This window comes from Mesorhizobium sp. RCAM 06353, from assembly GCF_059683585.1.
The window spans coordinates 1,436,102-1,455,614 of sequence record NZ_CM185031.1; the positions used below are offsets into that span (position 1 = coordinate 1,436,102).

Here is a 19,513-nt window from a genome sequence, read left to right on the forward strand (position 1 = left end):
ACATATCGTGAAGGCAGCCAGGACGTAACAGAGTGAAGTCACTGCCAATCGCCTGATGGAGTTCACGCCTCGCCGTGCCCCGCGATCATCATGGCTTCCAGCGCCAGCCGGTCGACCTTGCGCATGCGCTCGGAGTCCGACTTCAGCTGGCCGCAGGCGGCGAGGATGTCGCGGCCGCGCGGGGTGCGGATCGGCGAGGCGTAGCCGGCATTGTTGATGTAGTCGGCGAATTTCTCGATCGTCTCCCAGTCCGAGCACTGGTAGTTGGTGCCGGGCCACGGGTTGAACGGGATCAGGTTGATCTTGGCCGGAATGCCCTTGAGCAGCTTGATCAGGCCCTTGGCGTCCTCGATGGAATCGTTGACGTCCTTCAGCATCACATATTCGAAGGTGATGCGCTTGGCGTTGGACAGTCCGGGATAGGCGCGGCAGGCGGCGATCAGTTCCTTGAGCGGATACTTCTTGTTGATCGGCACCAGCAGGTCGCGCAGATCGTCATTGGTGGCATGCAGCGAGATCGCCAACATGACGCCGATCTCCTCGCCGGTGCGGAAGATTTCCGGCACGACGCCGGAGGTCGACAGCGTGATGCGGCGCTTCGACAAAGACAGACCGTCGCCGTCGGAAGCGATCAGCAGCGCCTTCTTCACCGCCTCGAAATTGTAGAGCGGTTCGCCCATCCCCATCATGACGATGTTGGAGACTTTGCGGCCCTCGGCCGGCACGATGGCGCCGTCCGGCGTGTCACGGTCGGGGAAGTCGCCGAGCCGGTCGCGCGCGGTGAGCAATTGCGCGAGGATTTCCTCAGCGGTGAGGTTGCGCACCAGCTTCTGCGTGCCGGTGTGGCAGAACGAACAGGTCAGCGTGCAGCCGACCTGCGAGGAGATGCAGAGCGTGCCACGGCCTTCCTCTGGGATATAGACGGTCTCGATCTCGACCGGCCGGCCGGCGCCGCGCGGCGGGAAGCGGAACAGCCATTTGCGGGTGCCGTCGGAAGAAATTTGTTCCTCGACGATCTCGGGCCGCGCGACCGTAAAATGCTTGTCGAGTTCGGCGCGCAGATCCTTGGAGATGTTGAGCATGCCGGGGAAGTCGGAGACGCCGCGCACATACATCCAGTGCCAGAGCTGCTGGGCGCGCATCTTTGCCTGGCGCTCGGGCACGATGCCGGACGCGACGAGCGCCTCTGCGATCTCGGCACGGGTCAGGCCGATCAGCGACGGCTTCTCGGGCGCGGCGCGGGCGCGCAACGCGTCACGGGCACCTTCAGTGGTGAGGTCGAAGGAAAGGGTCATGGTTGCACAGATATAAGCGGTTTGCGGCCGATTTCATCCATCGTGCCTGAACTTGAAGCGCGGCGCATAGCACAGGTTGAGAGAGGAGTCATGCGGTGGCGAACACAACCTCGAGTGGGCAGCAGCGTTTCGATCGCGAATGTTCTGATCGACAGACGGTCTCTGGGCGTCTGAACCGAGAGTTCATCGGATGAATCAGTTTGTCGCACCACGACAGCAAGCCGCGACCGACTGGCACCTTGCGCTCAATCTTCCCGGCACCGCGGGTGCCGATCACATAGTCGTGTTGACGTAACGATTCCCTTGCCGCCTTCGAAGGCTGAAGAGGGCAACCATGCCCTTGCAAAATGGGAGTATGCTGAATGAACTCGATCAAGCTCGCAGTCATTGCCGCCCTCGTCGGCCTTTCCACCCCGCAGGCTTTTGCCGAAGACGCAATGGGCACGATGACCATGATGAAAGGCGGGGAGGTGACGGCGATCATGCCGGACGGGCATATGGGCACCATGATGCCAGATGCGAAGATGGGCGCCGAGATGATGAAGATGGCCAAGCCGATCAAGCACTGCATGATGATGATCACCGATGCCAAGGGCAAAGCCTACATGATTGATACGTCGACCAAGAAGGCCCAGGCCGAATGTGAAAAAATGGCCATGTGAGATCTGAATCCGCAGGAACCGCTCCCGCCGGCAGGAGCTGGCGGGAGCATCCTGCGCGCGGAAGACCGACGCCGGCGCCGAGCCTCGGGCTGTGTCCAGGACTAGCCTCCAAAACTTCCACGTATGCCAACAGCCGCGATCGCGGACGTTTGGCCGAGGCCCTATTCAAATAATCGCGTGACAGCGACTTGATCCGACAGCCTTGATCGACGTCATGTGTATGCTAGGGCTGGGCCTCCATTGCGAGGACAGACATGGCCGGCACATCGCGAAAATATCCCATGCTGCGGCGGTCGCGGGCGATGTGGGGTTCCCGGCGCGTCTGGCAGCCGCGGCTGGTGTTCTGGGCCGGCGCGGTTGGCATCGGGGTGATCAGCGTGCTGTTTGCGGTGCTGGCCGACAAGGCGCAGGCGCTGTTCCACTTGATGACAGGAAACGGCGGTGGCTGGCGTTTCTATCTGCCGCTCATCGTCACGCCGCTGGGTTTCGTGCTGTGCGCCTGGCTGGCCTCCGCCTTCTTTCCCGGCTCGCAAGGCAGCGGCATTCCGCAGGCGATCGCCGCTCGTCACCTGCGGGACGACGATGATCGAGACCACCTGCTTTCGTTGTGGCTGGCGGCGGGCAAGGTCGCGCTCACCGTCGTCGGCCTGTTCTGCGGCGCTTCGATCGGCCGCGAGGGCCCGACCGTGCAGGTCGGCGCCTCGCTGATGCTGCAGGGGGCGCGCTGGGGCGGCATGGCGCAGGCGCGCGGCCTGATCCTGGCCGGTTCGGCGGCCGGCATTGCGGCGGCCTTCAACACGCCGCTGGCCGGCATCGTCTTCGCTATCGAGGAGATGGGCCGCACCTATGAGGCGCGTACCAACGGTCTGGTGCTGACGGCGGTAATCCTGGCCGGCCTCGCCTCGCTCAGCCTGCTCGGCAACTACACCTATTTCGGCGTCTCGAAGGAGACGATCGCATTCGCCGCCGACTGGCCGCTGGTGCTTGGCTGCGGCGTCATTGGCGGCGGCCTCGGTGCGCTGTTCTCGCTGCTGGCGCTGAAAACAACGCGGCGGATCCGGCGCTGGCACACGCAGCAGCCCTTGGCTCGCGCATTGCTGGTGGCCGCTGTCTGTGGGTTAGCCGTGGCGGTGATCGGCATCGCCTCGGGCGGGCTGACCTTCGGCACCGGCTACGCGCAGGCGCGCGGTGCCGTCGAAGGCACACCGCTGCCATGGTTCTTCTTTGCCGAAAAATTCGTCGCCGGGCTGCTGTCGATGATTTCGGGCATTCCAGGCGGCATCTTCGCGCCGTCGCTGGCGGTCGGCGCCGGCATCGGCAGCTCGCTCGGCCTCATTCTTGGTGCCAGCACCGGTGCCGCGGCACTGCTCGGCATGGCCGGCTATTTCGCCGGTGTCGTGCAGGCGCCGATGACGGCTTTCGTCATCATCCTGGAGATGACTGGCAATCACGACAATGTCATTGCACTGATGCTGGCCTCGATGCTGGGCTATGGCACGGCGCGCCTGATCTCGCACGAGCCGCTCTATCACGCGCTGTCGCGCGTCTTCATCGCCGAGGCAATCCGGCGGCGGCGGGCGGAGGCGGAACCAGAGCCGGGCCATGGCTGAAAAGCAAAAGGCCGGGATCGTGGCCCGGCCTTCGGTTCAAATGCGGCTTGTGCTTACTTGCACTTGGCGATCGATGTCAGCGCCGCCGAAATGCCCTTCAGCGAGAAGACATAGGAGGTCGGATTGCCGCGGCCCGACTTCGCCGTCACCTTCATGTCGGTGCCGGTCTTCATGGCGGCTATCAGCACCGGTTCCTCGGCGGCGTTCTCGACCCAGGCCGACTTGCCTTTCGTGAACATCGAGAACGACTTCTTGTCGATGGTGACGGTGGCCTTGGAGCCTTCCTGGAAGGTGTAGCCGGCAATGAACTGCGGCTCGTAGGACACCTGCTGTCCCGGCCGCTGGCTGACGAAGAAGAACATGTCGCCATGGTCGAGCGTCGGCGGTTGCTTGTCGGTCGGCACGGTGAGCACGTAGCAGACCTTGCCGCCCGATGCCTGGTAGCTGTAGGTGCCCCAGGCATTGTGCTGGCCGATCTTGGTCGCCTGCTGCGCCAGAACAGGCGCTGCCGAGGCCACCAGGACCAGACTCGAAACCAGTGCTATCAATCCGCGCATCGTCTTTCCCGTATTCCAAATGGTGCGGAGGCGGGCCGCTTGGCGTCCTGCCGTCGCTTCATTTTGATTTAATCTGGGTTACCAAACGGTGAATTTCCCTCAACAAAAGGACGCTCACCCCAGGAAACCGCCGCCATTTCCGCGCCGCCGCCTTGTCAGCGGCCGGCGCGACGTCCCTTCGGCGACTTGGAGGCCACGAAAGCGGCAAGAGTTTGACTTTTTCGCCGGCCGCTGAACGCCTGGGATCCAAGGGATACGTGCCGGATGAAGACGCTCAGCCCTTGTCGGCGATGGCGTCCTTGGCGGCCTGGCGATGCGCCGGCGTGATGTGGGCGCTGACAGCGGTGATCGCAGCAGTCAGCACGGCGATGTCGTCGGTGAAGCCGAGCCCGAAAATGAAGTCGGGGATGAGGTCAAAGGGCAGGACGAAATAGCCGAGCGCCGCCACCAATATGCCCTTGGCACGCATCGGTGTGTTCTTGTCCATGGCGCAGTAGTAGGCGGCGACGACGTCTTCCATGAACGGGATCTGCCGTGCGGCCTTCTTGGCCGTGCGCCAGAATCTTTCGCGCACTTCGCTTTCGCCACCGAGCTTGTCGCCAAAGCCGAAGAAATCAAAACCGGGTTGTTGCGCCATCAATCACTCCTTGCGGGCCTCATGCGCATCCCAGCGCATGCCTCGCGAGGGAAAATGTGGTGAAAGCTGAAGCCAGCTACAAGATGCGGGTGCCGATTTGGGATCGACGCTTGCGGCCAAGCGTACATTCAGCCGCCGAAATAGCGGTTCATCTTCTTTGCCATCTCGATGTCGAGCGCCGTGACGCCGCCGGCGTCATGGGTGTTCAGCGTCACGTCCACGGTCTTGTAGACATTTGACCAGTCGGGGTGATGGTCCATCTTCTCAGCGGCCAGCGCGACGCGGGTCATGAAGGCGAAGGCTTCGGAAAAATTCTTGAAGACGAAACTGCGCTTGATCGAGGCGCCGTCCGTGGCGAGCGACCAGTCGCCGAGTTCGGCAAGGGCGGCGGTGATGGCGTCCTTGCTGAGTTTTTCTCTCGTCATGATGATTTCCCGTGCTATCTCGAATTTGACCCTCACCATAAAGCAAGTCGCCCAGAAGTGCTTTGCGGTTTTGGGGCCCCAAATGCACAAACGGCGCATATCGAATGAGCATAAAGCCGATAAATTCCATTCTTTTCGTTTGCCTCGGCAACATCTGCCGGTCGCCGCTGGCCGAGGGCGTCTTTCGCGCCGTCTGGGCAGAGCATGGCCGGGGCCGGGATATCCAGCTCGATTCGGCCGCCACCAGCGGCTGGGAGGTCGGCTCGGCGCCTGATCCACGCTCGATCGCGATTGCGGTGCGTCACGGCATCGACATTTCCGGGCAGAGGGCACGCAAGGTCAGGCCGGAGGATTTCTCCCGTTTCGACCTGATCCTCGGCATGGACCGCTCGAATGTCACCGATCTCAAGGCGCTGGCGCCGGCGGCTGCGCGCGACCGGGTGCAGCTCTTCCTGGACTTCGCGCATGGACAGGCGCGCGACGTGCCCGATCCCTACTATGACGGGACGGAGGCCTTTGCCGAAATCTACCGCATGATCCGCGAGGCGTCGGAGGCGCTGGCGACGCGGCTGGCGGCACGCGCATCGGTGCCCGACAGCGGCCAGGCTTCCTCGACGATGTAGGGGCCGCCGCCGACCGAATCGCGCGACGACATCAGGACGAAACGGCCGATGCGGAACGGCAGCGTCGAGAAATTGCCGCGCGCCGACAGGTATTGGGCGACATCAAGCGGCGTCGAATTGCGCAAGCGCGCCAGCGTCACATGCGGCATGAACTTGCGCGGGTCGGCGGGGATGCCGAGCCGCTGGCAGATGCGCTCGATTTCGGCCTGAAGCGCTGCCAGATCGGGCGAAGCGGAGGCGCCGGCCCATACAGCGTGCGGCTTCTTCTGGCCGAAAGCGCCGACACCGGACAGCGTCAGCGAGAAGGAAGGGCGGTGGACGCGGTCGAGCGCATTGGCGATCTCGTCGGCGACATGGCCTTCGACATCGCCAATGAAGCGCAGCGTCAAATGGTAGTTCTCGACATCGATCCAGCGGGCGCCTGGCAGGCCGCCCCGCAGCAGGGACAGCGAAAGGGCGGCGTCACGCGGAATTTCGAGGGCGGTGAAAAGACGCGGCATGGTGAGCCTCCCTTCCTCGAATCGAACTGTCATCCCTAGCGAATCATCGATAGTCAAACGGGGCAAGAGGTTTGTTGGTCACAGGTCTCGCAAAAAAGTTTCCCCAACGGAAACGGGTCCAGATCGGCCTCATGTGCCTCCGGGCACCGCCGCGATGGCCTTCTCGACGGTGGGGAGAATGCGCTCGACCATCAGGTCGACACCTCTGGCATTCGGATGCAAACCATCCTCGAGCTGCAGGCCAGGCTGCCCGGCGACGCCGTCGAGGAAGAACGGATAGAGTGGGACGCTGTACTTCGCGGCCAGGTCCGGAAAGATGGCGTCGAAGGCGGTCTGGTAGTCGGCGCCGAGATTGGGCGCGGCGCGCATACCGGCCAGCAGCACCGCGATGTTGCGCTGTTTGAGCTTGCCCAGCATTTCGTCCAGGTTCTTCCCAGCGATATCGGGCGCGACGCCGCGCAGCATGTCGTTGGCGCCGAGTTCGAGGATGACCAGTTGGGTTCCGTCGGGCACCGACCAGTCGAGCCGTGCCAGGCCACCGCTGGTGGTGTCACCGGAAACCCCGGCATTGGCCACGGTTACGTCATGGCCTTTGGCGCGCAAAGCTGCCTGGAGCTTGTCGGTGAAACCCCCGCCCGGCCCGAGGCCAAAGCCCGCCATCAGACTGTCACCGAAGCCGACGATCTTGAAGGGCTCGGCCCGCGCCGACGAAATGGCGCCGCAAACGGCCAGGAAAAGGATCAGGCCTGCGGCTATCTGGCGTTTGAAAGACATGCGGCAGGCCCCATATGACAGAAAACTCTTCCGGCGACGGCTTCCGGCAAGCAGAGCCTTCACGTTCCATATAGGACACTTTCATTTTGACAGAAGCCGTCATCGCGCTGAAAGACGTATCGCTGACGCTCGGCGAGGGCGCTTCGTCCGTCCATGTGCTGAAGGGCGTCAGCCTCGAAGTGGCGCGCGGCGAGGCGACCGGCATCGTCGGGCCTTCGGGGTCAGGCAAGTCGACCTTGCTGATGGTGCTGGCAGGCCTGGAACGGGTCGATTCGGGTACGGTACGAATCGCCGGCGAGCTGCTCAACGGCAAGAGCGAGGATCAGATTGCTTCGTTTCGTGGCCGAAACATTGGCATCGTGTTCCAGTCCTTCCACCTCATCCCCAACATGACGGCGCTCGAAAATGTCGCGGTGCCGCTGGAGCTGGCCGGTCATGCCGATCCGTTCGCGGTGGCGGCACGCGAGCTGGCGGCGGTGGGTCTCTCCGACCGCGTCACCCATTATCCCGGCGAGCTCTCGGGCGGTGAACAGCAGCGCGTGGCGATCGCCCGGGCGCTGGCGCCGTCGCCGCGCATTCTCATCGCCGACGAGCCGACCGGCAATCTCGATCAGGCGACGGGACGGCAGGTTGCCGACCTCCTGTTCGCCAAGGCGGCCGAGCGCGGCATGACGCTGGTGCTGGTCACCCATGATCCCGCACTTGCGGCGCGCTGTTCGCGCCAGGTCTCGATGCGTTCCGGCCGGATCGAAGCGCCGGCGCCGCTGAAAGTCACCGCTTGATGCCGCTTGCGCAGACGCTGAAGCTTGCTGTCCGCTTCTCGCTGCGGGAGATGCGCGGCGGACTGTCCGGCTTCCTGATCTTCCTCGCCTGCATCGCGCTCGGCGTCGCGGCGATCGGAGGCGTCAATTCGGTTGCCCGTTCGATCAGCGCCGGCGTCGCCGACCAGGGCCAGACGCTGCTCGGCGGCGATCTGCGCTTCCAGATCAACCAGCGCGATGCCAGCCAGGCGGAGCGTGGCTTTCTCGACGGGCTGGGCACCGTTTCGCGCACTGCCAGCATGCGCTCCATGGCGCGTCTGGCCGACGGTTCGGACCAGGCGCTGGTCGAGGCCAAGGCGGTCGACGACGCCTATCCGCTTTATGGCGCGCTGGAAATCGAGCCGAAGCTGTCGAAGCAGGAGCTGTTCGGCGAAGAGTTCGGCGTTTTTGGCGCCGCGGCACCGGATTTGTTGTTCGAACGGCTGCATCTCAAGCCCGGCGACCGGTTGAAGCTCGGCACAGCCACTTTCGAGCTGCGCGCCGGGCTGGTCACCGAGCCGGATGCGGTGTCCGACGGTTTCGGCTTCGCGCCAAGGCTGATGATCTCGACCGAAGCTCTCGCGGCGACCGGGCTGGTGCAGCCGGGCAGCCTGGTCGAAAATGCCTACAAGGTCCGGCTACCCTCCGACGCCGACGAGGCGCGGCTCAAGGCCATCCAGGACCAGGCGGCGAAAGATTTTCCCGAGGCCGGCTGGTCGATCCGCACGCGCGGCAATGCAGCGCCAGCACTGTCCTCCAACATCGAACGCTTCTCGCAATTCCTGACGCTGGTCGGGCTGACGGCGCTGGTGGTCGGCGGCGTCGGCGTCGCCAATGCGGTACGCGCCTATCTTGACGACAAGCGCGGCGTCATTGCCACCTTCAAGAGCCTCGGCGCTTCCGGCGGCTTCGTCTTTGCCGTCTATCTCGTGCAGATACTGATCATCGCGGCACTCGGCATCGTGCTCGGTCTGGTGCTCGGCGCGCTGATGCCCTTTGCCGCGAGTGCCGCACTGCAGTCCGTCATCCCGGTGCCGGCGGAGGGTGGTTTCTATCCCGACGCGCTCGGCATGGCGGCGCTGTTCGGCCTGCTGGTGACGCTGGCCTTCGCGCTGCTGCCGCTCGGCCGCGCCCGCGATGTGCCCGCGACCGCGCTGTTCCGCGAGATGGGTCTGGAAAGCCGTGGCCTGCCGCGTCCGATCTATGTCGCATCGGCCGTTGGTATCGCGCTGCTGCTGGCGGCTTTGGCCATCCTGTTCTCGGGCGACCAGCGCATTGCCTCGATCTTTGTCGGCGCCACCATCTTCGCCTTCCTGGTGCTGCGGCTTGTCGGCGCGCTGGTGCAATGGGCGGCGAGGAAGAGCCCGCGCGTGCGCTTCGTGGCGCTCAGGCTCGCCGTCGGCAACATCCATCGGCCGGGCGCCTTGACGCCATCGGTGGTGCTGTCGCTGGGGCTGGGCCTGACGCTGCTGGTGACGCTGGCGCTGATCGACGGCAATCTGCGGCAGCAGATCTCCGGCAGCCTGCCGGAGCGAGCGCCGAATTTCTTCTTCGTCGACATCCAGGGCAGCGATGTCGACGCGTTCTCCGCACTGATCGGCAGGCAAGCGCCACAGGGAACACTGGCCAAGGTGCCGATGCTGCGCGGCCGGGTGATGGCGCTCAACGGCGTCGATGTCGACAAGGTCAAGGTGCCGGCCGAAGGCGCCTGGGTGCTGAAAGGCGATCGCGGCCTGACCTATGATGCGAAACAACCAGCAAATGCGACGCTGACCGAGGGCAAATGGTGGCCGGACACTTATGCCGGCGAGCCGCTGGTTTCGTTCTCGGCCGTGGAAGGCAAGCAAATCGGGCTGAAGCTCGGCGACACCGTCACCGTCAATGTGCTTGGCCGCAACGTGACGGCGAGGATCGCCAATTTCCGCCAGGTCCAATGGGAGACGATGGGCATCAACTTCGTCATGGTGTTCTCACCCAACACATTCGCCGGTGCGCCGCATGGCTGGATGGCGACGCTGACCGAAAAGAGTGCCACGACGGCCGATGACGCGCGCATCCTCAATGCTGTCACCCGCGCCTTCCCGGCGGTGACGACGGTGCGGGTCAAGGATGCGCTCGATGTCGTCAACCGGCTGGTCGGCCAGCTCGGCACGGCGATCCGCGCGGCGGCCGGCGTGGCGCTGATCGCTTCGGTTCTGGTGCTGGCCGGTGCGCTCGCCGCCGGCAACCGGGCGCGCATCCACGACGCGGTGGTGCTGAAGACGCTCGGCGCCACCAGGAGAACGCTGATCACGGCCTTCTCTCTCGAGTACATGCTGATCGGACTGGCCACCGCCATCTTCGCGCTGGCGGCCGGCGGCATCGCGGCCTGGTACATCGTCGCCCGCATCATGACCCTGCCGTCGCATTTCATGCCGGAGGTGGCGGTGGCAACCATCGTCTTTGCCCTGGTGATCACGGTCGGCATCGGTCTCGCCGGCACCTGGCGGGTGCTTGGCCACAAGGCCGCACCGGTGCTGCGTGAGTTGTAATTTCAGGGCCGGAGCCGCCGTCCTGGATTAAATCTTGGTAAGGATGCCGGCCGGAAAGCCCGGAAATCGGCATTTCGGCCTCTCACGAATCGTTACATCCGGTTACGGTCTTGTTCTTGACGCGAATAACCATCATATTTCTCCACAGGCATGCTGGAGCCCCGCCAGCGGCGCCTGGGTCCGCAAGAGGCCCGACACCGGACGGGGCAGAAGCAATAGAGGATTCCAATGGCTGATCCCATTCGCAATTATCAGACGTCGGCGGTGCCCGGCGTCCGCGCCGACATCGATCAGGGTCTGCGCGCCTATATGATCAAGGTCTACAATCTGATGGGGCTTGGCCTCCTCATCACCGGCCTTGCCGCCGTCGGCACGATCATGCTGGCCACCACCACCGATCCGGCCTCGGCCGTCGCAACGTTGCCGAGTGGCGAGATGCTGACGTCCTTCGGCTATGCGATCTTCGGCTCGCCGCTGCGCTGGGTGGTGATGCTGGCGCCGCTGGCCGCCGTGTTCTTCCTGTCGTTCAGGATTCAGTCGATGAGCGTTGCTGCCGCGCAGACGACGTTCTGGGTCTATGCCGGCCTCGTCGGCCTGTCGCTGTCGTCGATCTTCCTGGTCTACACCACGGCCAGCATCTCGCAGACTTTCTTCGCCACCGCCGCCGCCTTCGGCGCGCTGTCGCTGTTCGGTTACACGACCAAGCGCGACCTGACGGCGATGGGCTCGTTCCTGATCATGGGCGTGTTCGGCATCATCATCGCGTCGGTGATCAACATCTTCCTGCAGTCGTCGGCGCTGTCGTTTGCCGTTTCGGCGATCGGCGTGCTGGTCTTCGCCGGCCTCACCGCCTACGACACGCAGAAGATCAAGGAGATGTATTTCGACGGTGATGCTTCGGATGTCGCCGGCCGCAAGGCCATCATGGGCGCGCTGAGGCTCTATCTCGACTTCATCAACCTGTTCATGTTTCTGCTGCAGTTCATGGGCGACCGCCGCTAAGGCTTCGCATCATGGTCTGACTGGACCATAGGGTTTGGAAAGGGCGGCCCAACGGCCGCCCTTTTCTTTTGCGCCGGTGTTTGCTGTTATCAGAGGCAGACAGAAGGCTTGCATAAAGAATGAGCAATATCGTGATTCGGCCGGCCAGCGCGGCCGACCTAGACACCATCACCGAAATCTACGCCGACGCGGTGACACATGGCACGGCGAGCTACGAGCTGGAGCCGCCAGGCCGTGCCGAGATGGGCACGCGATTCGCCACGCTCACGGACGGCGGCTTTCCCTATCTGGTGGCGGAAAAGGACGGCGCCGTGCTCGGCTATGCCTATGCCGGCGCTTTCCGGCCGCGCCCCGCCTATCGCTTCGTCGTCGAGGATTCGGTCTATGTCGCACCTGAGGCCAAGGGCCAGGGCGTGGGACTCATGCTGATGCAGGCCTTGATCGCGGCGGCCGAAGCGGCGGGCTTTCGCCAGATCGTCGCGGTGATCGGCGACGGCCATGCCGACAGCGCCTCGGTCAGGCTGCACGAAAAGCTCGGCTTTCGCCATTCAGGCCGGCTCGAAGGCTCCGGCTACAAGCACGGGCGCTGGCTGGACACGGTGTTCATGCAGCTGTCGCTGAACGGTGGGGCGACGCTGCCGCCGGATCCGGCTTCTTTGCCGGAGCGGAGATTTCGCGAGGGAAATGGACTGAGGAATTGAAGAGCAAAAGCAGACGGCGATTATATCAGGCGCCGAGCTTTTTTCTTCAATTCTTCAGTTCTCCAATTCCCCCGCTCAGGCCTCGACCACTTTCAGCTTGCTGTCGAAGACACCAAGCACGCGGCCGAGTTCCTGGCCGCGTTTGAGGATGCGGCCGCCGGCGGCGATGACGGCGAAGGCGCCTTGCTTGCGGGCCAGTTTCGGATCCTTGACGATCTGGAACAGCGGCACTTCGCTGGCGCGGCGAAAGACGGAAAACACGGCCCTGTCGGTGAGATGATCGATGGCGTAGTCACGCCATTCATTGGCGGCGACCATGCGTCCGTAGAGTCTCAGGATCTGGTCCAGTTCACGCCGGTCGAAGCGCACCGGCTGGTCGAGGCGTTCACGTCGCGCCTCGTGCAGCGGGATCAATATTGCGGATGCGTCACCATCCCCCGTCCCGCCGCTGTCGTCAGTCATGCCTCGATCCTTCAAAATGAATCTTTGCCAACCAAAATTGGCCCCTTCACGCCGCAATTGCAAGAGCCGGCGAAGCGCCTGCGGCGGCGCGCCGTTTCCGTAACGTCCAGTCACGTTTGCGAACGGCATGTTGGAATTGGTGATGCTTCGCCACATTCTCGCCATTTTTTATCCGCGCTCATGCCCCAATGTCCGACGAATTTACCGGCGTTGCCTGAGACGGTTCGGTCCGGCACCGGCTCGTAAACCCCAAGCCCCCCGCCCACGGGTCTGCGTCGGATCGAACCAACCTCGGTTTTTCCTCGGAAGAATCGGGTGCGACGATCCCAAAACCTAAATGACCGACGTCAGAAGCAAGCTGACGTCGGTTTTTTCATGCCCGGGTCGAGCGTGATGCTCAGAGCCTACGTCATCCCAGGGCGGAACGCCGCGAAGCGGCGCGCAGACCCTGGGATCCATACCGCGACATCGGCCGAAGAGCGCGGCGGTTCAGGATAAGCGGTCGCAAAAGGTTGTTGTCGATCAGGCCGAGTCGAGAGAAACGCTCGACCCTTGACCGCTTTTACATGCAGCAAATGTCACGGCATGGATCCCGAGGCCTCCGCGACGGAGCTTCGCTCCTGCTTCGCCCCAGGATGACGAAGGCAGGCCCGTTTCGGCAATTCCGTTACGGCTTGTGAATAAACGCAGCCCCCAGGATGGGCCCCGGCATGCCGTCCTTGCCGACCGATTGCAGAAGCACGGCGCAGCCGCCCCTCTTGGTGATCTCGCTCATCGGCAATTCATAGCGTTGCGCCTTGCCGTGCCACATGCCGGCGGTCTGGATGCCGGTGACTGCGTTCCAGTAGGTCATCTTGCGGCCGGAGTTCTCGCCCTGGGCGATCTTGACCGTCTGCGGCTGCTCGAAATAGACGATGACGACATGGGCGTCGCTCGGACCGGCGCCGGCATCGCCGGCGTCGATGATCACGCGGTCGCTGGTGCGGCTGACCTTGACGGGGACATGCATGCCTTCGCCGGATTTCGCCATGCGGGCGAGCGCACCATCGACCTCGCCGCGATTGGCGCCGTTGACGTGCACGCGGCCATTGAGGACCGCTTGCGGCGTATAGACCGAGCGGCTGCCGAAGGCGCGCATGTAATCATATTGCCGCTCGGTGTTTTCCTTGCGGCTCAGCGTGTCCTTCCAGCCGAGATAGTCCCAATAGTCGACGTGATAGGAGAGCGCGACGATGTCTTCCTTGGTCGCAAGTTCGGCGAAGAAGGCATCGGCCGGCGGGCAGGAACTGCAGCCCTGGCTGGTGAACAGTTCGACCACGCCGAGCGGCTTGTCCTGCTGGGGCTTGTCCGCCTGGATTCGTTCGGCCTCGCCCGCATGGCCGGCACCGGCAGAAGCCGAGAAGGCCAGCGCAAAGGCTGCCAGCCAAAGTGATCTTCGCCAGGCCATGACCATTCCAATTCCCGCCGGTGGCGCCGGCTTTGTCCTGATTGTCAGAAATATGTGGCAGAAGCGGAAGTCAACGGGAAGTCACGTTGCGGTGAAATTTTGCCATTGCAGCCGCAGGTAAGGTCGCAATAGGAGAGACACTGCATTTCACGACATGGTTCGATTCGGGGCTGGCATCATCACCATGTGGCAAACTCTCCTGACCCCGGTCGATCTCTATTGCGAGCGGACCGGGCCTGAACTTTGGGCCGAGCCGACAAATGCTTTGACCAACCTTGCTTTCATTGCCGCGGGATTGTGGGGTGTGCGGGAAGTACGCCGATGCAAGGCCGGCACCTTCGCCGAGGTGCTGGCCTGGTGGGTGGTGGCGATCGGCATCGGCTCGACGATCTTCCATACCTTTGCCACCAGGGGCACGATCTGGGTCGATATCCTGCCGATTGCCGGCTTCACGCTCGCCTATACGCTGCTCAATCTGCGCCGCTTCCTCGGCATGGACTGGGGCAAGGCGATCGCTATCTTTGTCGTCTTCTATGCGGTGGCCGGCGCGATAACCTTCGCCGTGCCGGACTGGCTGCGCCAGGCGTCGAACGGCACGACGGGCTACCTGCCGCCATTCCTGGCGCTCGCCTTCTTCGGCGTCTGGGTAACAGTCAGCGGCAACCGGGCCGGCTGGTACAATCTGGCGGGGTCGGCGATCTTCGTGGTGTCCGTCATCTGCCGCATGATCGACCCGATGGTCTGCGCCAGCTTTCCGCTCGGCACGCACTTCCTGTGGCACATCTTCAACGGGCTGATGCTGGGGGTGCTGCTGGCAGCGACGGCGCGGTTTGGAGCGCCGAAAGTAGGCAGTAGGCAGTAGGCAGTAGGCAGTAGGCAGTAGGGGGCCTCTTATTCCCTACTGCCCAAGCCCTATTCCCTTGCTGCCTTAGGCAGCAAGATCGCGCAGCACGTATTGCAAAATGCCGCCGTTCTTGAAGTAGTCGAGTTCGTCCAGCGTATCGATGCGGCAGATGATCGGCACGTTCTTCACCGTGCCGTCGCCATAGGTGATCTTGGCGATCATCGTCTGGCGCGGCTTGATGCTGCTCAGCCCGTCGATCTCGACCAGTTCGTCACCCTTGAGGTTGAGCGAGGCCCACGAAGTGCCTTCCTCGAAGACGAAGGGGATGACGCCCATGCCGACCAGGTTCGAGCGATGGATGCGCTCGAAGGACTGGGCGATGACCGCGCGAACACCAAGCAGGTTCGTGCCCTTGGCTGCCCAGTCGCGCGACGAGCCGTTGCCGTATTCGACGCCAGCGAAGATGACCAGCGGCACGCCTTCCTTCTTGTACTCCATCGCCGCGTCGTAGATCGATTCCTCTTCCTTCGACGGGTAGTGGATGGTGTAGCCGCCCTCGCGGCCATTCTCGCCCAGCATGTGGTTGCGGATGCGGATGTTGGCGAAGGTGCCGCGCATCATCACCTCATGGTTGCCGCGCCGCGTGCCGTACTGGTTGAAGTCGGCGACGCCGACGCCATGGTCGGTGAGGTATTTGCCGGCCGGCGAGGCGGCCTTGATCGAACCCGCCGGCGAGATGTGGTCGGTGGTGATCTTGTCGCCGAACAGGCCGAGCACGCGCGCGCCCTTGATGTCGCCGATCTTGCCGAATCCGGCGGTCATCCCGGCGAAATAGGGCGGGTTCTGCACATAGGTCGAGTTGTCGTCCCAGGCATAGGTCTGGCCTTCCGGCGCCTGCACCTTCTGCCAGTGCTCGTCACCCTTGAAGACGTCGGCATATTTGCGGGCGAACAGCTCGCGGGTGACGTTCTTCTCGATGAACTCCTGGATCTCGGCCGAGCTCGGCCAGATATCCTTGAGGTAGACCGGGTTGCCGTTCTTGTCCTCGCCGAGCGGCTCGGTGGTCAGGTCCTTGGTGACGGTTCCAGCGAGCGCGTGGGCAACGACCAGCGGCGGCGACGCGAGGTAATTCGCCTGCACGTCGGGCGAGACGCGGCCTTCGAAGTTGCGGTTGCCGGAGAGCACCGCGGCGGCGATCAGGCCTTTGTCGTTGATGGTTTTCGAGATCGGCGCCGGCAGCGGGCCGGAATTGCCGATGCAGGTGGTGCAGCCGAAGCCGACCAGGTTGAAGCCGATCTGGTCGAGCTCCTTCTGCAGGCCGGATTTTTCGAGATATTCGGCCACGACCTGGCTGCCGGGGGCGAGCGAGGTCTTCACCCAGGGCTTCTGCTTGAGACCGAGGCGGTTGGCGTTGCGGGCCAGAAGGCCGGCGCCGATCAGCACGCTCGGGTTCGAGGTGTTGGTGCACGAGGTGATGGCGGCGATGACGACGTCGCCATGGCCGAGGTCATGGTCGGTGCCTTCGACGGCGTAGCGCTTGGAGATTTCGGCCGCCTTCTTGTATTCGGTCTCCATCGCCTTGGCGAAGCCGGCCGGAATGCCTTCCAGCGCGACACGGCCTTCGGGGCGCTTGGGGCCGGCCATCGACGGCACGACGCTGCCAAGCTCAAGCTCGAGCAGGTCGGTGAAGACCGGGTCGGCGGAGCCGGTGTCGCGCCACAGGCCTTGTGCCTTTGAATAAGCCTCTACCAATGCGATGCGGTCCTCGCTGCGGCCGGACATTGTGAGGTAGCGGATGGTCTCGCTATCAACCGGGAAGAAGCCGCAGGTGGCGCCATATTCGGGCGCCATATTGCCGATGGTGGCGCGGTCGGCCAGCGTCATGTTGGAGAGGCCCGGGCCGAAGAATTCGACGAACTTGCCGACGACACCCTTCTTGCGCAGCATCTGGGTGACGGTGAGCACGAGGTCGGTGGCGGTGACGCCTTCTTTCAATTTGCCGGTGAGGCGGAAGCCGATCACCTCAGGCAGAAGCATGGAGACCGGCTGGCCGAGCATGGCCGCCTCGGCCTCGATGCCGCCGACGCCCCAGCCGAGAACGCCAAGGCCGTTGATCATGGTGGTGTGTGAATCGGTGCCGACGCAGGTGTCGGGATAGGCTGTCGTTTCGCCATCCTCGGTGTTGGTCCACACGACCTGGCCGAGATATTCGAGGTTGACCTGATGGCAGATGCCGGTGCCGGGCGGCACGACGCGGAAGTTGCGGAACGCCTGCTGGCCCCATTTCAGGAACTTGTAGCGCTCCTCGTTGCGCTCATATTCGAGCTCGACATTGCGGGCAAAGGCCATCGGCGTGCCGAATTCATCGACGATGACGGAATGGTCGATGACGAGGTCGACTGGAACCAGCGGGTTGATCTTCTGCGGGTCACCGCCGAGCGAAGCCATGGCGTCGCGCATGGCGGCCAGATCGACCACTGCCGGAACGCCGGTGAAATCCTGCATCAGCACGCGGGCCGGGCGATAGGCGATCTCGACGCCGGCGGTGCCCTTGTCGGTCAGCCAGCCAGCCACCGCCTGGATCGATTCCTTGGTGACGGAGCGACCGTCCTCGTTGCGCAGCAGGTTCTCCAGCAGCACCTTCATCGAATAAGGCAGCTGGGCGATGCCGGTGAGGCCGTTCTTCTCGGCCTCGATGAGGTCGAAATAGGCATATTCGGTGCCGCCCGCGGTCAGCGTGCGACGGCAATTGAAACTATCGAGGGATTTTGACACGTGCGGTCCGTCCTTGTCTGTTCAGCCTGAAAGGGAACGGACGCCGATGGCATGCAATCACGCGCAAAGGTGCGGGTACGGCCATTTCCGCTGTCCGTTCCCAAGCAACCCGAGCCGTTCAAGGCGGCGCGTGCGCTGGTTCGGCGCAAATTCTTGTTCCCGTGCCGACCGCTGGCACGGATGACCCGCATATAGAGAATTTTCTGGAATAGTTCTAGACAGTCGGAGAGCAAATTTGTGCGATGCGGCAGCGCTCGCGAAACATTGTTTTCAGGGTAGGCGAGCGATGCGGCTTATCGCCGAAAATCTGGGCGGCGAACGCGGCGGCGAACCGGTTTTTTCCGGCATCGACTTTGCGCTCGATCAGGGTCAGGCGCTGGTCGTCACCGGGCCGAACGGATCGGGCAAATCAACCTTGCTGAGGATCATTGCCGGGCTGCTGCCGGTGGCGGAGGGCCGGCTGCTGATCGAAGGCGGCGGCGAGGCGTTTCCGTCTGTTGCCTCGGCCTGTCACTACCTTGGTCACCAGAACGCGATGAAGCCGGCTCTCAGCGTGGCGGAGAACCTGCGCTTCTGGCGCGACTTCAATGGCGGCGGAGATGTCGACGTCGATGAGGCGCTGGCGACGGTCGGGCTGGTTGGCATTGGTCATCTGCCGTTCGGGTATTTGTCGACCGGGCAAAGGCGGCGTGCGGCGATTGCCAAGCTGTTGGTGAGTCAGAGGCCCTTGTGGCTGCTCGATGAGCCGACGGCGGGATTGGACAAGGCTTCGGAGGCGCGGTTTGCGGGGCTGATGACGAAGCATTGTGCTGGGGGTGGGATGATCGTCGCGGCGACGCATTTGCCGCTGGGGTTGGAGGGCGCACGGGAATTGAGAATGGGGGAAACGGATTGATGACGGTGCGAGGCACCCCCCTCTGTCCTGCCGGACATCTCCCCCGCAAGGGGGGAGATCGGATGTTGTCTCGGCCTTCGCCAATCTCCAACGTTCGAAGGCTGGCGAGGCGTATGAACTGCCAATCTCCCCCCTTGCGGGGGAGATGGCCGGCAGGACAGAGGGGGGTGCCTGGGCGCAGACATCTCAAATCATGCTAGCGCTCTTCGCCCGCGACATCCGCCTCAACATGCGCGCCGGCGGCGGGGCGTTGACCGGCGTCATCTTCTTCCTCGCCGTCATCGCCACCATTCCGTTCGGCGTCGGGCCGGACCTTAAGCTGCTGGCTCGCATCGGCCCGGCGATCCTGTGGATCGGCGCGCTGCTCGCCTGCCTGCTCGGGCTCGACCGGCTGTTCCAGGCCGACCGCGAGGACGGCTCGCTCGATCTGCTGGTGCTCGGCAATGACCGGCACATGCTGGCGCTGACCGTGCTGGTGAAATGCCTGGCGCATTGGGCGGGCAGCGTGCTGCCGCTGGTCATCGCCGCGCCGCTGCTCGGCCTGTTCATGAACATGGAGCCGCTCGCGATTGGCGCCACGGCGCTGACGCTGCTCGTCGGCACGCCGGCGATCACCTTCATCGGCGCCGCCGGTGCTGCCGTGGCGGTGGCGCTGCCGCGCGGCGGGCTGTTGATCTCGGTGCTGGTGCTGCCGCTGACCATTCCGGTGCTGATCTTCGGCGTTTCGGCAAGCTATGGCGCGACGGCGAACCCCGATCCCTTTCTGCAGCCCTTCCTCATTCTTGCCGCGCTGACCTTGTTTCTTGCGGTGCTCGGCCCAGTCTCGGCGGCGCTGGCGCTGCGACATGGAACGGATTGAGCGAGGTTGGCCATGATTTGCGCGACATCAAAGCTGTGGCGCGGCGACCGCATAAGTTGGCGGCCTGCGGCACGGCAGCCGATTGCGAAGCCGCCGGCGCGCCATTAAGGGAAA

19 protein-coding genes are annotated in these 19,513 nt (G+C 63.7%); 10 read left to right on the plus strand and 9 right to left on the minus strand.

Annotated features, from left to right (window positions below):
* Positions 1-62: 62 nt before the first annotated feature.
* Positions 63-1,295 (minus strand): dual-specificity RNA methyltransferase RlmN, encoded by a 1,233-nt coding sequence (rlmN, locus tag AC56QX_RS06615; RefSeq protein WP_497114593.1) that lies wholly within the window; start codon positions 1,293-1,295, stop codon positions 63-65.
* Positions 1,296-1,657: 362 nt separating this feature from the next.
* On the opposite strand from rlmN, the gene AC56QX_RS06620 reads away from it, so the two are divergent.
* A complete protein-coding gene (locus AC56QX_RS06620; protein ID WP_172222101.1) occupies positions 1,658-1,957 on the plus strand; it encodes a hypothetical protein in 300 nt (99 codons plus the stop codon).
* A 254-nt stretch (positions 1,958-2,211) separates the two neighbouring features.
* Positions 2,212-3,567: a chloride channel protein gene (locus tag AC56QX_RS06625; RefSeq protein WP_497114595.1), complete on the plus strand. Its 1,356-nt coding sequence runs from the start codon at positions 2,212-2,214 to the stop codon at positions 3,565-3,567.
* Positions 3,568-3,620: 53 nt separating this feature from the next.
* Here AC56QX_RS06625 and AC56QX_RS06630 read toward each other — a convergent pair whose 3' ends face one another.
* The 3 genes from AC56QX_RS06630 to AC56QX_RS06640 form a co-directional block, all read right to left on the minus strand.
* The gene (locus tag AC56QX_RS06630; RefSeq protein WP_475455703.1) at positions 3,621-4,124 is read right to left on the minus strand and encodes an invasion associated locus B family protein; all 504 of its coding nucleotides are present in this window, start codon (positions 4,122-4,124) and stop codon (positions 3,621-3,623) included.
* A gap of 274 nt (positions 4,125-4,398) precedes the next feature.
* Complete coding sequence (locus AC56QX_RS06635; RefSeq protein ID WP_475455705.1) at positions 4,399-4,761, minus strand: YkvA family protein; 363 nt, start codon at positions 4,759-4,761, stop codon at positions 4,399-4,401.
* A 128-nt stretch (positions 4,762-4,889) separates the two neighbouring features.
* Entirely contained in the window at positions 4,890-5,186 is a 297-nt protein-coding gene (locus AC56QX_RS06640; RefSeq protein WP_497114598.1) for a 4a-hydroxytetrahydrobiopterin dehydratase, read from the minus strand.
* 104 nt (positions 5,187-5,290) lie between these two features.
* Here AC56QX_RS06640 and AC56QX_RS06645 point away from each other — a divergent pair, with 104 nt between their 5' ends.
* Entirely contained in the window at positions 5,291-5,809 is a 519-nt protein-coding gene (locus AC56QX_RS06645) for a low molecular weight protein-tyrosine-phosphatase (RefSeq protein WP_497114600.1), read from the plus strand.
* Here the strand turns inward: AC56QX_RS06645 and thpR are convergent.
* Positions 5,713-6,309, minus strand: a complete 597-nt coding sequence (gene thpR / locus AC56QX_RS06650) for an RNA 2',3'-cyclic phosphodiesterase (RefSeq protein WP_497114602.1) — start codon at positions 6,307-6,309, stop codon at positions 5,713-5,715. The genes AC56QX_RS06645 and thpR overlap by 97 nt on opposite strands.
* A gap of 129 nt (positions 6,310-6,438) precedes the next feature.
* Positions 6,439-7,083 (minus strand): arylesterase, encoded by a 645-nt coding sequence (locus AC56QX_RS06655; protein ID WP_497114603.1) that lies wholly within the window; start codon positions 7,081-7,083, stop codon positions 6,439-6,441.
* Positions 7,084-7,169: 86 nt separating this feature from the next.
* Here AC56QX_RS06655 and AC56QX_RS06660 point away from each other — a divergent pair, with 86 nt between their 5' ends.
* From AC56QX_RS06660 to AC56QX_RS06675, 4 genes are all read left to right on the plus strand, one after another.
* Entirely contained in the window at positions 7,170-7,865 is a 696-nt protein-coding gene (locus tag AC56QX_RS06660; protein WP_497114605.1) for an ABC transporter ATP-binding protein, read from the plus strand.
* Entirely contained in the window at positions 7,865-10,414 is a 2,550-nt protein-coding gene (locus AC56QX_RS06665) for an ABC transporter permease (protein WP_497117695.1), read from the plus strand. The genes AC56QX_RS06660 and AC56QX_RS06665 overlap by 1 nt, the downstream gene beginning before the upstream one ends.
* A gap of 228 nt (positions 10,415-10,642) precedes the next feature.
* Positions 10,643-11,416 carry a Bax inhibitor-1/YccA family protein gene (locus AC56QX_RS06670; RefSeq protein ID WP_027059369.1) on the plus strand — a complete coding sequence of 258 codons (774 nt, stop codon included), beginning with the start codon at positions 10,643-10,645 and terminating at the stop codon, positions 11,414-11,416.
* A gap of 119 nt (positions 11,417-11,535) precedes the next feature.
* Positions 11,536-12,117: a GNAT family N-acetyltransferase gene (locus AC56QX_RS06675; RefSeq protein WP_497114609.1), complete on the plus strand. Its 582-nt coding sequence runs from the start codon at positions 11,536-11,538 to the stop codon at positions 12,115-12,117.
* 75 nt (positions 12,118-12,192) lie between these two features.
* Here the strand turns inward: AC56QX_RS06675 and AC56QX_RS06680 are convergent, their stop codons facing one another.
* Both AC56QX_RS06680 and AC56QX_RS06685 read right to left on the minus strand, forming a co-directional pair.
* Positions 12,193-12,579, minus strand: coding sequence for a DUF2794 domain-containing protein (locus AC56QX_RS06680; RefSeq protein ID WP_475455719.1), 387 nt, complete (start codon positions 12,577-12,579; stop codon positions 12,193-12,195).
* 667 nt (positions 12,580-13,246) lie between these two features.
* On the minus strand, positions 13,247-14,032 hold the full coding sequence (locus AC56QX_RS06685) for a DUF1223 domain-containing protein (RefSeq protein WP_497114612.1): 786 nt from the start codon (positions 14,030-14,032) through the stop codon (positions 13,247-13,249).
* A gap of 178 nt (positions 14,033-14,210) precedes the next feature.
* Between AC56QX_RS06685 and AC56QX_RS06690 the strand changes: the two genes are divergently transcribed.
* A complete protein-coding gene (locus AC56QX_RS06690; protein WP_497117696.1) occupies positions 14,211-14,888 on the plus strand; it encodes a ceramidase domain-containing protein in 678 nt (225 codons plus the stop codon).
* Positions 14,889-14,954: 66 nt separating this feature from the next.
* On the opposite strand, the gene acnA is transcribed toward AC56QX_RS06690, so the two are convergent.
* Positions 14,955-17,645, minus strand: a complete 2,691-nt coding sequence (acnA, locus tag AC56QX_RS06695; RefSeq protein ID WP_497114615.1) for an aconitate hydratase AcnA — start codon at positions 17,643-17,645, stop codon at positions 14,955-14,957.
* A 286-nt stretch (positions 17,646-17,931) separates the two neighbouring features.
* Between acnA and ccmA the strand changes: the two genes are divergently transcribed.
* Positions 17,932-18,540 carry a heme ABC exporter ATP-binding protein CcmA gene (ccmA, locus tag AC56QX_RS06700; protein ID WP_497114618.1) on the plus strand — a complete coding sequence of 203 codons (609 nt, stop codon included), beginning with the start codon at positions 17,932-17,934 and terminating at the stop codon, positions 18,538-18,540.
* Between the two features lie 193 nt (positions 18,541-18,733).
* Positions 18,734-19,399: a heme exporter protein CcmB gene (ccmB, locus tag AC56QX_RS06705; RefSeq protein WP_497114620.1), complete on the plus strand. Its 666-nt coding sequence runs from the start codon at positions 18,734-18,736 to the stop codon at positions 19,397-19,399.
* Positions 19,400-19,513: the final 114 nt, after the last annotated feature.